The sequence below is a fragment of the Caballeronia sp. LZ035 genome (genome assembly GCF_031451175.1).
In the GTDB taxonomy this organism is placed as follows: Bacteria; Pseudomonadota; Gammaproteobacteria; order Burkholderiales; family Burkholderiaceae; genus Caballeronia.
This window is the reverse complement of sequence record NZ_JARUXS010000002.1, coordinates 1168230-1182800: the sequence shown is the minus strand read 5'-3', so window position 1 is coordinate 1182800 and position 14571 is coordinate 1168230. Positions and strand designations below refer to the sequence as shown.

The following is a 14571-nucleotide window of genomic DNA, read 5'->3' as shown; positions in this document are numbered from 1 at the left end:
GGCAATGGACAAGACACTCTTCATCGGCGAAGGCTTCGAAGGACCGGGCGTGAATCTCGCCCATATCAACGTGCTGGTCGGGCCGCGCAACGGCCCCGCCGGTCAGGCGTTCGCCACCGCGCTCGCGACGCCCTCCGCGGGCCATGCGCCCTTCGTCGTGATCGCCCAGCCGGGCGTGCCGACCAAGCCGCTCACGCTCTACGTGAACAAGGCGCCGATCGACAGCGACTTCCACGGCAATGCCACCTGGGGCGCGTCGCAGGCAGGCATCGCGAAGGCCGTGGCTGAATCGCTCGAAAACGGCACGCTGCCGCCCGAAGCGGAGAACGACTGGGTTGTCGTGTCGGCGAACTGGGTCAATCCGAAGACCGACGATCTCGACGCCGTCTTCGAGAACAACTACCGCGCCTGCAAGAACGCGATCATCGCCGCGCTCGAAGGTCTGCCGCGCAAGGAAGCCGTGTTCAAGGCCGCGCGCGACGTGTCGAACCCGTTCTACACGCCGAAAAAGCGCTGAGGAGCTTCCGCACATGGAATATCAACGTCTCGGCCAGTCCGGCCTCAAGGTGTCGCGTCTGTGCCTCGGCACGATGAACATGGGCACGCCGCAATGGAAGCCCTGGATTTTCAACGAAGCACAAAGCGAACCCATCGTGAAGCACGCGCTCGATGCAGGCGTGAACTTCATCGATCTCGCCGATTTCTACTCGACCGGTGTCGGCGAGGAAGTCGTCGGCCGCATTCTGAAGCGTCTCGTGAAGCGCGAGGAAGTTGTCGTCACGACCAAGGTCGGCTATGACATGGCGAGCTACCCGAACGCGGGCGGCCATTCGCGCAAGCACATCATGGACGGCATCGACGCGTCGCTCAAGCGTCTCGACATGGATTACATCGACGTCTACATGCTGCATTTCTTCGACGTGAACACGCCCGTTGAAGAAACGATGTGCGCGCTCGACGATATCGTGCGTTCGGGCAAGGCGCGCTATATCGGCGTGTCGACGATGTACACGTGGCAGTTCGCCAAGATCATGCAGGCCTGCGAGCGGCACGGCTGGCACAAGCCCATCAACATGCAGTTGCAGCTGAACCTCGCCTATCGCGAGGAAGAGCGCGAGATGGTGCCGTATTGCATCGACCAGGGCGTCGGCGTCTCGGTGTTCAGTCCGCTCGCGCGCGGCCTGCTCACGTCGGATGCGAAGTCCACGCGCAATCAGACCGACTTCTTCACCGCGCAGATGTATGGCGATCCCGCGTCGCAAGCCATCTCGGCGTCCGTGGCGCGCGTGGCGGCGCGGCGCGGCGTATCGGCGGCGCAGATCGCGCAGGCCTGGGTGCTCAGCCGCCCGGGCATTTCCAGCATGCTGGTCGGCGCAGATTCGCCGGCGCAATTCGACAGCGCCCTCGCCGCGCTCGACACGAAGCTCGACGCAGACGAACTGCACGAACTCGAACGCCACTACACGCCGTGCGATCTGATCAACGACTACACGGCGGGACGGCGCATCGCGCGCGAATCGCGGCCGGCGCAAGGCGTCTTCGAAGAAACCCTGGAGCGTGCAGCATGAACGGCCTTCTGCAAACCACTCACTATATCGACGGCCAATGGCGCGAAAGCGCGGCCACCTATCCGGTGCGCAATCCCGCGACGGGCGAGGTGATCGCCCAGGTCGCGCGCGGCGGCAGCGTGGAAACCCAGCTCGCGATCGATGCCGCGAAGCGCGCGTTCCCCGCCTGGCGCGCGCTGACCGCGAAGGAACGCGGCGCGCGCGTGAAGCGCTGGGGCGAACTGATGCTTGCGAACCGCAACACGCTCGCCGAACTGCTGACGCGCGAGCAAGGCAAGCCGCTCGCCGAAGCGCTGGGCGAAGTCGCGTACGCGGCGAGCTTCTTCGAATGGTTCGCGGAAGAAGCCAAGCGCGCCTATGGCGACATCATTCCGAGCCCGAAGCCGCATTCGAAGATCGTCGTCACGCGCGAACCGGTGGGCGTGGTCGCGGCCATCACGCCGTGGAACTTCCCCCTCGCGATGATCACGCGCAAGGCCGGACCGGCGCTTGCCGCCGGTTGCACGATGGTGCTGAAGCCGTCGGAAGAGACGCCGCTTTCCGCGTTCGCGCTGGCCGTGCTCGCCGAGGAAGCGGGCATTCCGGCGGGCGTGTTCAACATCGTGTCCGGCGATGCCGTCGCCATCGGCCAGACGCTCACCGGGTCGCCGGACGTGCGCAAGCTGTCGTTCACCGGCTCGACGCGCGTCGGCAAGCTGCTTGCGAAGCAATCGGCGGATACGCTCAAGAAGCTCTCGCTGGAACTCGGCGGCAATGCGCCCTTCATCGTCTTCGATGACGCCGACATCGACGCCGCCGTGCAGGGCGCCATCGCCTCGAAGTTCCGCAACACCGGACAGACCTGCGTATGCGTGAACCGCTTTTATGTGCAGGACGGCATCTACGACGCCTTCACGCAGGCGCTGACGCGCGCGGTGCATCAGCTGCGTGTCGGTAACGGTCTGGAAGGCGAGTTCGATCAGGGTCCGCTCATCAACGAAGCGGCGCTGGCGAAGGTGCAGACCCACGTCGCCGATGCCGTGAGCCAGGGCGCGACCATCCTCACCGGCGGCAAGCCGCATGCGCTCGGCGGCACGTTCTACGAGCCGACCGTGCTCGCGGACGCCACGCCTTCGATGCAGATCGCCTGCGAGGAAACCTTCGGTCCGGTCGCCGCGTGCTTCCGCTTCAAGACGGAAGAGGAAGCCGTCGCCGCCGCCAACGACACGCCCTTCGGCCTCTCCGCGTACTTCTACACGCGCGATCTGGGCCGTGCGTGGCGCGTCGGCGAGGCGCTGGAGAGCGGCATGGTCGGCATCAACGACGGGATCATCTCGACGGAAGTCGCCCCCTTCGGCGGCGTCAAGCAGTCGGGCCTGGGCCGTGAAGGTTCGAAGTACGGCCTCGACGAATACATGGAACTCAAGTACCTGATGATGGCCGGACTCGGCCGCTGAATCATCATCCCGCTGCGCACGCCCGAACGATAAGACCATCGCGTGCGCGGCCTTCCTGACTCCGCATTGGAGGAGATACTCTTGGATACTCACAGCCTGAGCCCGCAGGCGCTCGGCCCGTCTGCCGGCACCCCGCATCACGCCGCGCAGCAGCCCATCGCACTCGACGATGTTCCGCTCAACCGCTTCCACGTGAAGATCGCGGGCCTGACCTTCGGCGCGCATTTCACGGAAGGCTTCGCGCTCGGCACGATCGGCTATGCACTGTCGTCGCTGAACAAGCAGATTCCACTCGATGCCTTCTGGATGGGCCTGCTCGGCTCGTCGGCGCTGATCGGCATTTTTATCGGCAGTCTCGTGTTCGGCTGGCTGTCCGACAAGCTCGGCCGGCAGAAGATCTTCCTGCTGAGCTTCGTCATCATCACCGCGGCGGCCTTCGCGCAGTTCTATGCGACCACGCCCGCGATTCTCGTCGCGCTGCGGGTGCTGATCGGCTTCGGCATGGGCGGCGATTTCGCCGTCGGCCATGCGATCCTCGCGGAGTTCTCGCCGCGCAAGCATCGTGGCACGCTGCTCGGCTCGTTCAGCGTGATCTGGACCATCGGCTATGTGATCGCCAACGTGCTCGGCATGCATTACGCCGATGCGTCGCCGGATGCGTGGCGCTGGCTGCTCGCCTCCGCGGGCGTGCCGGCCTTCCTCGTGCTGATCCTGCGCATCGGCACGCCGGAGTCGCCGCGCTGGCTGCTCGGCCATGGCCGCGCGGATGAAGCGCTGCGCATCGTACGCAAGTACTTCGGCCCGAACGTGACGCTCGACGGCGGTCCCGGCGAGCACGACGCGCCCGCAGGCGGCTTCGCGCGCCTGTTCAAGCCGGACCTGATCCGCCGCACGGTGTTCAACTGTGCGTTCTTCGTGTGTCTCGTGATTCCCTATTTCGCGATCTACACGTTCCTGCCGAGCATTCTCACCGCGATCCATCTGCCCGAAGGTTCCGGCGCGGACCTGCTGCTGAACGCCTTCCTCGTGCTCGGCGCGCTGCTCGGCATCTGGCTCACGATCAGGCTGTCGCGCCGTTCGTTCCTGATCGGCTCGTTCGCGGTGTGTTGCGCCTCGCTGTTTGCGCTGGCGATGCTGCCTGCGTCGATGAACCTCGGCATGCTCGTCGCGTTCGGCGTCTTCACGCTGACGATGTCGGCATTCTCGAACCTGGTCGGCGTGTTTCCGCCCGAGTGCTTTCCGACGGAAGCTCGCGCCTGTGGCGTCGGCCTGTCGATTGCATGCAGCCGGCTCGGTTCGGCCATCGGCACGTTCCTGCTGCCGGTGGGCATTGCGCAGGCCGGCATCCAGATGACGATGCTCGCGCTCGCCGCCGTGCTGCTCGTCGGGATGATCGTCTCGATTGCCTGGGCGCCCGAGACCAAGCATCTGACCTTGAATCAGGCGAGCGGTAGTTAAACGCGCGTCAAGGCTGCGCGGCCGTGGTTCCTTCGCCGCGCAGCCATTCCGCGAACGCCTGCACGCTGTCCGAGTCCGCATGAGATGGCGCGAGATCCAGCCAGTAGCCGTACGGCCCGGCCGATTCCACCGGCGAGAGCTGCACCAGCGCGCCTTCACGCAGGTCGGAGACGATCATGTTGCGATCCACGACCGCAAGCCCCGACGCGGCGCGCGCGGCGTGGATTGCCTGATCGAGCGTGGAGAATTCGATCCCTTTCTGTGCATGCGAACGCGACAAACCGGCTGCATCGAGCCAGTCGGGCCAGAGCGAAAGCCGCGCGTCGTTGTGCAGGACATGGAGCGTCGGCACGCGTTCCAGCAGGGCCTCGACGGACTGCCCGGCGAACTTCATCGCACCGACCAGCACATGCCGCTCGTTGAACAGCAATTCGGAGTGGTGATCCGCGCGCGCCTGATAGCCGAAGCGAATGCAGCAATGACGATCCTCGCGGGCATCCGTGCGTACGGACAGATCGATGTCGGGCACGGCGTCCATCAGCGACCCGAGACGGGGCGACAGCCAGCGTGTGGCGAAGGTCGGCGGCGCGGTCACCGTGAGCGGCTTGCGCTCGCCGCGCCGGGCGCCGGACAGCATGCGTGTGACGCGCTCGATCGAATCGAACGCCTCGGACAGACACGCGAGCAATTCCTCGCCAGGCTTGGTGAGGCGAATGCCCTTGTGATCGCGTTCGAACAGTTTCGGACCGAGCGCATCCTCCAGCAGACGGATTTGCCGGCTGACCGCGCCCGGTGTGACGCACAGCGCAGTGGCCGATTTGTTGAAGCTCATATGGCGCGCGCTTTCCTCGAAAAAACGCAACGCGGTCAGCGATGGCAGACGGCGCACGGTTGTCTCCTTCGTACGTTTTATCTTTTATATATTTTGTCTGTGGCGCGCGTGCTGCCTATTCCCGAACGCGCGGCGGCCACGCGCGTTCCTGTTCCGCAATTTCCCGATGCAGCCAGTCACGAAACAACGCCACCTGCGGCGCATCGTCCTGGCCGGTCCGCGTCACGAGCCAGTAGGACTGGTGTCCGTCCACCTCGACGTCGCGCAACGGCACGAGCGTGCCTTGCCGCAGTTCGCTGGAGATCATGTGACGGTCGGCCATCGTGACGCCGAGGCCGTCCACCGCCGCGCGGATCGCGTGATCGAGCAAGTCGAACTCGTAGCCGCCGCCGAGATCGACATCGTCGATATGCGCGGCTTTCAGCCAGTGCTGCCAGGTGAGATAACGCTGGTCGCTGCTCGCGAGTACGTGCAGCATCGTGAAGGCGCTCAGATCTTCCACCGGTTCGATGCGTCCGCCCAGCAGCGCGGGCGAACACACCGCGACATGCCGTTCGTTCATCAGCACCTGGTTGTCGAGGCCTTCCCATTCGCCGTCGCCGAAGCGCACCGCGCAATCAAGCCCGCCCGATTCCGCGAGATCGTCCTTCAGGCTCGTCGTCACCGTGAGTTCGAGTTCGGGCGCGGCCGCGCGCAGCGATTGCAGGCGCGGCATCAGCCAGCGGCTGGCATAGGTCGGCGGTACGTTGACGCGCAGGCGCTTCAAATGGGTCTTTTCCTGAATGCTGCGCACCGTCAGTTCGATACGGTCGAACGAAAGCTTGAGCGCCTGCAACAGCAGGCGCCCGGTGGCCGAGAGTTCCAGTTGATGATGACGGCGCAAAAGAAGCGCTTCGCCGAGTTGGGTTTCGAGCTGGCGAACCTGGCGGCTCACCGCGCTTTGCGTGACGTGCAGCACTTCTGCCGCACGCGTGAAGCTGCCGGTGTTGCCGGCAACCTCGAAAGCCCTCAGCGCATTCAGGGCGGGCATCTTTCGCTTCACGTCGGTCTCCTTCGACCCAAACCGGCGCCCACGCGCCTCGCCCCGGTCTCATGCCGCTCTGAGGCGGCATCGTACGAATCGAAGCAGATTATGCCGCTTCGGGGCACGCCTTAGTTGAGTGCATCAAGCCGTGGCAAGCTCGGTCGGTGTAACGCGGCGCGCGGCGTCCGTCCGTGCGTCTTCGAGAATCATGTCGGCGCCCTTTTCCGCGACCATCATCACCGGCGCATTGATGTTGCCGGACGTGATGTTCGGAAACACCGATGCATCGACGATCCGCAGCCCCTCCAGGCCGTGCACGCGCAGACGCGCATCGACGACGGACGTCGCCGCGTCCGGTCCCATCGTGCACGAACCGCACAGATGGTAGATCGAGCCCGACTGATCGCGAAAATAATCGAGCAGCGCGCGGTCGCTCGTCACGTCCGGGCCCGGCGAGATTTCCTCAGCGGTCATGCCGCGCAGCGCGCCCGAGTCCATGATCTTGCGGATCAGCCGGCTGCCCTGCACTGCTTCCTGCAAGTCCTTCTCCGTGGTCAGCGCGTTGACGCGAATCTTCGCGGCGTCTTCCACGCGGTTCGAGCCGATCTCGACCGACCCGCGGCTCGTGGGACGGCACGGGTTGAAGCACAGCAGGAAGCCCGAATACGGCTCCGGTTCGAGCCGCGCCTTGCTGCTCTTCGGAATCCGATACGACAGCGGATTGAAATACAGTTGCAGGTTCGGTTCGGCTTCGCGCGTGTCGCCCTTGAAGAAGCCGCCCGATTGATTCACGCTCATCGAGAGCGGTCCACGCCGCCGGGTCAGATAGCGCAGGCCCGCTTTCATCTTGCCGAACAGCGACGCCAGGTCATCGTTGAGCGTTTTCACGGTCGCGCGATAGTAGAAACTCACGCACAGATGATCCTGCAAATTCTTGCCGACGGCGGGCAGCTCGTGCAGCAACGGAATACCGTGCCGGGCCAGCAATGCCTTGTCGCCGATGCCCGACAGCTGCATCAGCTTCGGCGTATCCACCGCGCCCGCCGCGAGAATCACTTCGCGCTTCGCCTGGAAGCGCAGCGTCTTGCCGTGGCGCGACGCCTCGATGCCGGTCGCGCGCTTGCCGTCGAACGAGACACGGCTGACAGTGATGTCGCGCTCCACGCGCAAGTTGCTGCGCGAGAGCGCCGGGTGCAGATATTCGAAGCTGCTCGACGAACGTTGGCCGTTGCGCGCATTGATGTCGTAGATGGTCGCGCCTTCGTAGTCTGCGCCGTTGATGTCGCCGATAACCGGGAAGCCCGCTTGCCGCGCGCCTTCCAGGAACGTGCCGCAGATCGGATGCGCATCGGCCTTCATCGACGAAATGGCGATCTTCCCATCCGCGCCGTGATACTCCGTGTTGCCCGCCCAGTGCGATTCGAGCCGGCGGAAGTACGGCAGCACGTCGCGAAAGCCCCAGCCCTGATTGCCGGCGCGCTCCCAGTCGTCGAAATCGTGCGGCTGGCCGCGCACGTAGATCATCGCGTTGATCGAGCCGGAGCCGCCCTGCACCTTGCCACGCGGGCAATACAGCTGGCGGCCGTTGAGTTGCGCTTCCGGTTCGCTGTAATACATCCAGTTGTATTGCGGGTTGTAGTAGGTCTTGGTGAAGCCCACCGGCACTTTGAACCAGAACGAACTGTCCGCGCCGCCCGCTTCGAGCAGCAGTACCGAGTGCTCGCCCGACTCCGAAAGCCGGTCCGCGAGGATGCAGCCCGCCGATCCCGCGCCCACGATGATGTAATCGAATTCCATGATCCCGATGCCTTTCGTTCAGCCCTTGGCGGGCGCGAGGTCCTTCACGTCGACGGGCGCGCTGGCCATTTGCAGATGCAGCCGTTCGCCGGTGTACGGCGTATGCGCGCGCACGACGTCCATGTTCAGTTCGACACCGAGTCCCGGCTCGTCCGACGGAATGATGTACCCGTCTTCCCAGCGAATCTTCGACTTGAGCACGTCGGCATGAAAACCGTCCCACGTGCCGATGCTTTCCTGAATCAGGAAATTGGGCGAGCACGCGGCAATCTGGATGCTCGCCGCCGCGCCCACCGGACCGTTGTAGAGATGCGGCGCGATCTGTGCGTAATGGACTTCGGCGAGGCTCGCGATCTTCTTCGCTTCGAGCAGCCCGCCCACGCGTCCGACGTTGAATTGCAGGATCGATGCGGCGCGCGCGTCGAGCAGCTTGAAGAATTCGTACTTGGTGGTCAGGCGCTCGCCTGCCGCAATCGGAATGCTGGTCTTCGCGGCAACCTGCGCCATCGCGTGTTCCTGTCCCGGCGGCACCGGCTCTTCGAACCACAGCGGATCGAACTTTTCCAGCCGCTGCGCCAGGCGGATCGCGGACGAGGGCACCATCTGCCCGTGCGTGCCGAACAGCAGATCGGCCTTGCTGCCGACCGCTTCGCGTACCTTGCGGCAGAACAGTTCGCAACGATCCAGCACGTCGAGCGAAAGCTGATGGCCGGAATACGCGGTGTACGGTCCGGCCGGGTCGAACTTGACGGCGGTGAAGCCCAGCGACACGTTGTGCGCGGCGCATTCGGCGGCGAGATCGGGATCGTCGTAGTCGTACTCTCCGCGGCTGTTCTTCGGATAGAGATACGTGTACGAGCGCAGGCGTTCATGCACGCGGCCGCCGAGCAGTTCATAGACCGGCTTGTTCGCCGCCTTGCCGATGATGTCCCAGCACGCCATTTCCAGCCCGCTGACGACGCCCATCATCGTGAGGTCGGGACGCTGCGTGAAGCCGCTCGAATACGCTTCACGGTACAGCCGCTCCACATGATGCGGATCGTGACCGAGCAGATAGCGTTCGAACACGTCTTCGATGATCGGCGTCATCGCTTTCGGATGGAAGGTTGCGGCGTAGATCTCGCCGACGCCCTCGATGCCGCACTCCGTGCGCAGCTTGACGAAGATCCAGTACATGCCGCCGACATGAGGTGGCGGCACGGCGACGATATGCGTTTCCAGCGCGGCGATTTTCATCGTTGAGACTCCTGCTTGTCGAGTCGATGCTTGAAGACGAGAGCGGCCACGCCGCCGAGTGCGGACATGCAGGCGATGTAGCCGAAGTAGAGTTGATAGCCGTGTACGCCCGGGTAGGTCTCCGTCAGATAGCCGTTGATGAGCGGCAGCACGGCATCCGGCGAATAGCCGATAACGGACACGAGGCCGATGGCGAGGCCCATCGTTTCGGCGGGCACCTTGCATTGATCCAGCAGCGACCAGTAGAGACCGCGAATCGCGTAGGTCATCACGCCGATGAACAGCACGACCACCGCTATGAGCGCATGACTGCCGATCGACGGCGCGGCCATCAGCACGAGCAGCGCAGCAGCAGCCGCGAACAGCGCGAACACCAGCACGGAGGTCTTCGAGAAGCGGTCGCCGAGGAAGCCGCCGCCGATGCCGCCAATCGGACGCATCCACAGCTTGAGCGTCGTGATGAAGCCCGCCGCGACCACCGACAAGCCGATGTCCTTCTCGTGCAGATACGCGGAGAAGCTATACGTGGCCCAGAACACCTGATAGCCGCAGAACACGATGGCGGCGAGCAGCCAGAGTTGCGGGTTCTTCAGCAGCACGCCAAGATCGCGCATCACGTTGCTGTCGCGGCGCTTCGTCTCTTTCACTTGCGTCGCGGCGGGATCGCGCACCAACCCAAGCACCACACCCAGGCCGATGCACAGGAACGCGTACAGGTAGACGACCAGCTTGAAGCCCGCCGCCGTCGAATCGCCGTGCGTCTGCGTGGCCCACGCGAACAGCGAGATCGCGATGGTTGCGAGCAGGGCCTCGACCAGGCCGCGTCCGCCGTCTAGCAGGCCGAAGAAGCGGCCTTGCTCCGAGGCGGAGGCGATCATCGACACACGCTTGATGATCGCGGCCCAGAAGGTCAGGCCGGTCGTCATGCCCCAGCAGCCGAAGATGATGATCAACGAGCCGAACGCGGGCGCCGTGGAGTACCACAGTCCGAGCGCGCCGGTCGCGATCAGCGAAAAGCTGATCAGCACGCGCGGCGCGATGCGGTCCGCGAGCCAGCCGCTCGGCAGGTAGCACACGAGGAAGATCGTGCCGAGCGCGGAATAGAGATAGCCGAGCTGCGACTCGGAGATGTGGAAGACTTCCAGCATCGTCGGCTGATAGACCTGCCGCAGATACAGGATCGGATAAATGGCGCCAGCCGCGATCACGAGCAAGGCGAGCTGGATATAGCGGTCGGCGCGTGAGCCTTCGCCCGGCGCCGCGACGTCGCGGCCGGTTTGAGCGGGATTCGATGACACAGGTGTGCTCCTGGAAGGACAGCGACGCACGGCATTCAGATGCCGCGCGGCCGAACCTTCGATATGTTTTTGTTGGTGATGAAAAGAGAGACTGCGCGGATCAGTACTTCATGACGACGAGACGCGTCTGCGTGAACTCCAGCATGCCGTGCTTGCCGTCGTCGCCGCCGATGCCGGAGCGCTTCCAGCCGGCGTGAAAACCTTGATACGGATCAGCGGGCGTACGGTTGATATAAAGCTCGCCCGCTTCGATCGAATTGGCGACCTTCATCGCCGTCCGGTAGTTCTCCGTGTACAGCACCGACGAAAGACCGAACTGGTGATCGTTCGCCATTGCGAGCGCTTCGTCGATGTCCGCGTACTTCAGCACGGCGAGCACCGGCCCGAAGGTCTCTTCCTGCACGACTTCCATGTCCTGACGGCAGTTCGAGAGCAGCGTCGGCGGATAGAAGAAGCCGCGGCCCTCCGGCAACTCGCCGCCGGTTTCGAGCTTCGCGCCCGCTTCGATCGCGCGACGCACCATCGCGTGAATGCCGTCGCGCGACGTGCGATTCACGAGCGGCCCCATGAAGCCCGCATCCTCGCTGCGATCGCCGATCTGCTTCGCCTTCATCTCGTCGCGCAACAGCGTGACGAAGGCGTCGTGAATGCTTTCATGCACGTAGACGCGCTCGATGGCCGTGCAAAGCTGTCCGCAGTGCGTGAGCTTGGAGGCGACCAGTTCACGCGCGGCCTTCGGCAGATCGGCGTCCGGCTCGACGATGGCCGGCGTCTTGCCGCCCAGTTCCAGCGACGGCTTCGCGATGTTCGCCTTGCAGTATTCGAGTACCTTGCGGCCCGCGTTGACGCTGCCGGTCAGCGTGATCATGCCGACCTTCGGATGCGTGCAGACCGCTTCGGCGGTTGCGTGATCCATCGCGAGGATGTTGATGACGCCCGCCGGCAGCGCGGCGCGTTCGACGGCGCGCGCCAGTGCGAAGGCCGACAGCGGCGTGTTGTTGCTCGGGCGCACGACCACCGCATTGCCCGCGATCAGCGCCGGCGCGATCTTGCGCAGTAAGGTGTAGATAGGGAAATTGAAAGGAATCAGGCACGCCACGACGCCGATGGGCTCGCGATGCAGCACGAGATTTTCATCGGGCGTATCGCTCGGAATGACTTCGCCTTCGATCCGGCGTGCCCATTCCGCGTGATAGCGCGTGATCTGCGCGGCATAGACGGCTTCGTTGGTGGCGTCTGTCACGCTCTTGCCCGACTCCTTCGCCAACGCCGCACCGATCTCGGCGGACACCTCGACGATCGCATCCGCGAGCCGCTGCATGTGCGCACCGCGTTCGGCGGCGGGCAGTGCGCGCCATTGACGTTGTGCGGCGGCGGCCTGATCGACGGCGAGCAGCGCCTGTTCAAGCGACGCGTTGTGGACCTGCCCTGCCACCTCTTCGGTCGCGGGATTGAGGATGGCGGTGAGCGCATCGCCGACGGGTTCGATAAAACGCCCGTTCACAAAATTCCGTTCTGGCTGCATATCCGTGCTGTCTCCGATTGCGGTACGGCCCTGCCGAAATGGTTTGGGCTGCACATTTGTGAAGCATTTTTCCGCGCGTCGCGCTGCAACGACAAGCGAAGAATTCGCGGGAGAAACATTCATAAAACTCACGATGGGTCTTCGATCAAATCCTTTGGCAGTCGCGCGCCCATGCAGCACAATCCGTCGCTCGCGGTCCCGCCGGCTGGACGCCCGGGGCCTTCCCCGAGAAAGAAAAGACTAGAGACATTCATGAGAATCAAGGCAATCCCGATCGCCGCGCTCGCGTGCATCGCAACTTCAGCGCATGCTCAAAGCAGCGTCACCCTGTACGGCATCCTGGACGAAGGCGTCGATTACACGACCAATGTCGGTGCGCATCGCGTGGTGGAGCTCACCAGTGGCTATGCGTCGGGCAGCCGCTGGGGATTGCGCGGCGTTGAGGATCTCGGCGGCGGGAATAAAGCCGTTTTCCAGCTGGAAAGCGGCGTGAACCTCAGCAACGGCGCGGCCGGGCAAGGCGGCCGCATGTTCGGTCGGCAGGCTTATGTGGGCCTCGCCAACGACCGCTACGGCTCGGTCAAGTTCGGCCGTCAGTACGATTCCGTGGTCGACTATTTCGCGCCCACCACGGCGAACGGCAACTTCGCGGGCTACCTGTTCGCGCATCCGTTCGACAACGACAACACCGACAACTCGTTCCGCGTGAACAACACGGTGAAGTACACGTCGCCGGCGATCGGCGGATTGCAGTTCGGCGGCACCTACAGCTTCAGCAACGACACGAACTTCGCGAACAACCGGCAGTACAGCGTGGGCGCGTCGTACACGCTCGGCGGCCTGCTGCTCGGCGCGGCGTATCTGCGCGCGGACGGCACGGGTCTCAACGCGAACGGCGCGATCGCGACCAACGACGCAAGCTTCATCGCTCAGCGCATGCAGATCTTCGGCGCGGGCATCAACTACACGTTCGACCGAGCGACCGTCGGCTTCGCGTACTCGAATTCGAGCTATCGCGATCCGATCACGAACGGCTATATTGGCGTGCCGCTCGCGTCCGACGGCAACACGCTCAAGAACCTGCGGTATCAGAACTTCGAAGTGAACGGCAAGTACCAGTTCACGCCGTCGTTCTATGTCGGTGCGCAGTATGTGTATTCGATCGAAACGTATGACGCGAGCGCGGGCACCGTGAAGCCGCGCATTCACTCGGCCGGGCTGATGGCGGACTATTCGCTGTCGAAGCGCACGGACGTGTACGTGCAGGGTGCGTATCAGAAGATCGCGGGCGGGTCGACCGATTCGGTGCTGGATCAGGCGTACATTCCGGGCGCGCAGAATGTGTCGTCCAACTCGGCGCAGCTCGTCGCGCGCGTGGCCTTGCGCCACGCGTTCTGATGACCGGCGACTGAAGCGGGCTGCTTCCTTGATGGTAATTCGCGGCTAAGTCTGCGTCGATACGATGCGCAGGCAGTCTCGAACTTCACCTCTCAACCCACCATCAAGGAAGTCCAAATGAACCTCGCCAAAAGCCTCGCAGCCGCCCTGTGCGCCCTCACCGTCGGCATGTCCGGCATGGCCCACGCAGCCGGAGAGAAAATCGCCCCCGCCAAGATGACGTGCGCCGACTTCGTTCAGGTTGACGAAGCATACAAGCCGGCACTCGTCTACTGGGTTGCAGGCGTCGACAAGCTCGGCGTGTCGGGCACCGAAACCACGGTCGTCGATACCATGCAGCCGGTCGCCGCAACCGTCGCGCAGGAATGCCAGAAGGACCCGCATACCAAGTTCATGACCAAGGTCCGCTCGATGATCAAGTCGAAGCAGATTGCCCTGTTCGACCATCATTGAACCCATGCGCTATCGACGAAGGACCGACATCATGAAACCGCAACTCATGGACCGCTACCCGGTCGCGGATAGCGCCATTCATATCCCAGCCATCGGACTGGAACTGACGGTCTGCATCGAGCCCTCGGAAACGGAGGGGCGCGCGACGCTCATCGAAACCCACGATGCACCGGGCTTCGGCCCGCCGCTGCATCGGCACGGGAATGAAACCGAGATCTTCCACGTGCTGCAAGGGCGCTACCTCTTCGAAGTGGATGGCGTGCGTCGCATCCTGCAGGCGGGCGAGACGCTGACGGCGCGGGTCGGCACCACGCATCGCTTCGTCAATATCAGCGATGACACGTCGCATATGCTGGTGCTGATCTCGCCAGGTTTCGACGCTAACCGCTTCTTCAGCGAACTGCGCGACGTCATGGCCCGCGGCATTCCCGCCCCGGAGACGCTTGCGAAGCTTGGCGCGAAGTGGGACATCGAGTTTCTCGGGCCGCCGTTGACGGTCGAGCAATGATCCGTTGGACGTGGTGTCGGGGAGATGCGCCATCATCG

The 14571-nt window shown here is 64.0% G+C and carries 13 protein-coding genes; 7 read left to right on the top strand and 6 right to left on the bottom strand.

What is annotated here, in order from left to right; translation table 11 throughout:
* The first annotated feature begins 4 nt into the window (after positions 1–4).
* From fae to QCE88_RS20945, 4 genes are all read left to right on the top strand, one after another.
* Positions 5–517 carry a formaldehyde-activating enzyme gene (fae, locus tag QCE88_RS20960; protein WP_309905693.1) on the top strand — a complete coding sequence of 171 codons (513 nt, stop codon included), beginning with the start codon at positions 5–7 and terminating at the stop codon, positions 515–517.
* Positions 518–530: 13 nt separating this feature from the next.
* Positions 531–1568, top strand: a complete 1038-nt coding sequence (locus QCE88_RS20955; RefSeq protein WP_309905690.1) for an aldo/keto reductase — start codon at positions 531–533, stop codon at positions 1566–1568.
* Complete coding sequence (locus QCE88_RS20950; protein WP_309905689.1) at positions 1565–3004, top strand: NAD-dependent succinate-semialdehyde dehydrogenase; 1440 nt, start codon at positions 1565–1567, stop codon at positions 3002–3004. Before QCE88_RS20955 ends, QCE88_RS20950 begins: the two co-directional genes overlap by 4 nt.
* 156 nt (positions 3005–3160) lie before the next feature.
* Positions 3161–4462 (top strand): MFS transporter, encoded by a 1302-nt coding sequence (locus QCE88_RS20945; protein WP_409018195.1) that lies wholly within the window; start codon positions 3161–3163, stop codon positions 4460–4462.
* A gap of 7 nt (positions 4463–4469) precedes the next feature.
* Here the strand turns inward: QCE88_RS20945 and QCE88_RS20940 are convergent, their stop codons facing one another.
* From QCE88_RS20940 to aldA, 6 genes are all read right to left on the bottom strand, one after another.
* Positions 4470–5351, bottom strand: a complete 882-nt coding sequence (locus tag QCE88_RS20940) for a LysR substrate-binding domain-containing protein (RefSeq protein WP_309905687.1) — start codon at positions 5349–5351, stop codon at positions 4470–4472.
* 58 nt (positions 5352–5409) lie between these two features.
* Positions 5410–6324 (bottom strand): LysR substrate-binding domain-containing protein, encoded by a 915-nt coding sequence (locus QCE88_RS20935; RefSeq protein WP_309906538.1) that lies wholly within the window; start codon positions 6322–6324, stop codon positions 5410–5412.
* Between the two features lie 135 nt (positions 6325–6459).
* Positions 6460–8115: a GMC family oxidoreductase N-terminal domain-containing protein gene (locus tag QCE88_RS20930; protein ID WP_309905685.1), complete on the bottom strand. Its 1656-nt coding sequence runs from the start codon at positions 8113–8115 to the stop codon at positions 6460–6462.
* A gap of 18 nt (positions 8116–8133) precedes the next feature.
* A complete protein-coding gene (locus tag QCE88_RS20925) occupies positions 8134–9351 on the bottom strand; it encodes a mandelate racemase/muconate lactonizing enzyme family protein (protein WP_309905683.1) in 1218 nt (405 codons plus the stop codon).
* Positions 9348–10649 (bottom strand): MFS transporter, encoded by a 1302-nt coding sequence (locus tag QCE88_RS20920; protein ID WP_309905681.1) that lies wholly within the window; start codon positions 10647–10649, stop codon positions 9348–9350. The genes QCE88_RS20925 and QCE88_RS20920 overlap by 4 nt, the downstream gene beginning before the upstream one ends.
* A gap of 100 nt (positions 10650–10749) precedes the next feature.
* Positions 10750–12174 carry an aldehyde dehydrogenase gene (gene aldA / locus QCE88_RS20915; protein WP_309905679.1) on the bottom strand — a complete coding sequence of 475 codons (1425 nt, stop codon included), beginning with the start codon at positions 12172–12174 and terminating at the stop codon, positions 10750–10752.
* A gap of 252 nt (positions 12175–12426) precedes the next feature.
* On the opposite strand from aldA, the gene QCE88_RS20910 reads away from it, so the two are divergent.
* The 3 genes from QCE88_RS20910 to QCE88_RS20900 all read left to right on the top strand — a co-directional run bounded on the left by QCE88_RS20910 (position 12427) and on the right by QCE88_RS20900 (position 14533).
* Positions 12427–13572 carry a porin gene (locus tag QCE88_RS20910; protein ID WP_309905677.1) on the top strand — a complete coding sequence of 382 codons (1146 nt, stop codon included), beginning with the start codon at positions 12427–12429 and terminating at the stop codon, positions 13570–13572.
* Between the two features lie 117 nt (positions 13573–13689).
* Entirely contained in the window at positions 13690–14025 is a 336-nt protein-coding gene (locus tag QCE88_RS20905; protein WP_309905675.1) for an HdeA/HdeB family chaperone, read from the top strand.
* A gap of 31 nt (positions 14026–14056) precedes the next feature.
* The gene (locus QCE88_RS20900) at positions 14057–14533 is read left to right on the top strand and encodes a cupin domain-containing protein (protein WP_309905673.1); all 477 of its coding nucleotides are present in this window, start codon (positions 14057–14059) and stop codon (positions 14531–14533) included.
* Positions 14534–14571: the final 38 nt, after the last annotated feature.

Coding starts and splice junctions, on each gene's coding strand:
- QCE88_RS20950 (WP_309905689.1), top strand. CDS start 1,565: ATGAACGGCCTTCTGCAAACCACTCACTATATCGACGGCCAATGGCGC.
- aldA (WP_309905679.1), bottom strand. CDS start 12,174: ATGCAGCCAGAACGGAATTTTGTGAACGGGCGTTTTATCGAACCCGTC.
- fae (WP_309905693.1), top strand. CDS start 5: ATGGACAAGACACTCTTCATCGGCGAAGGCTTCGAAGGACCGGGCGTG.
- QCE88_RS20955 (WP_309905690.1), top strand. CDS start 531: ATGGAATATCAACGTCTCGGCCAGTCCGGCCTCAAGGTGTCGCGTCTG.
- QCE88_RS20925 (WP_309905683.1), bottom strand. CDS start 9,351: ATGAAAATCGCCGCGCTGGAAACGCATATCGTCGCCGTGCCGCCACCT.
- QCE88_RS20930 (WP_309905685.1), bottom strand. CDS start 8,115: ATGGAATTCGATTACATCATCGTGGGCGCGGGATCGGCGGGCTGCATC.
- QCE88_RS20910 (WP_309905677.1), top strand. CDS start 12,427: ATGAGAATCAAGGCAATCCCGATCGCCGCGCTCGCGTGCATCGCAACT.
- QCE88_RS20935 (WP_309906538.1), bottom strand. CDS start 6,324: ATGCCCGCCCTGAATGCGCTGAGGGCTTTCGAGGTTGCCGGCAACACC.
- QCE88_RS20900 (WP_309905673.1), top strand. CDS start 14,057: ATGAAACCGCAACTCATGGACCGCTACCCGGTCGCGGATAGCGCCATT.
- QCE88_RS20905 (WP_309905675.1), top strand. CDS start 13,690: ATGAACCTCGCCAAAAGCCTCGCAGCCGCCCTGTGCGCCCTCACCGTC.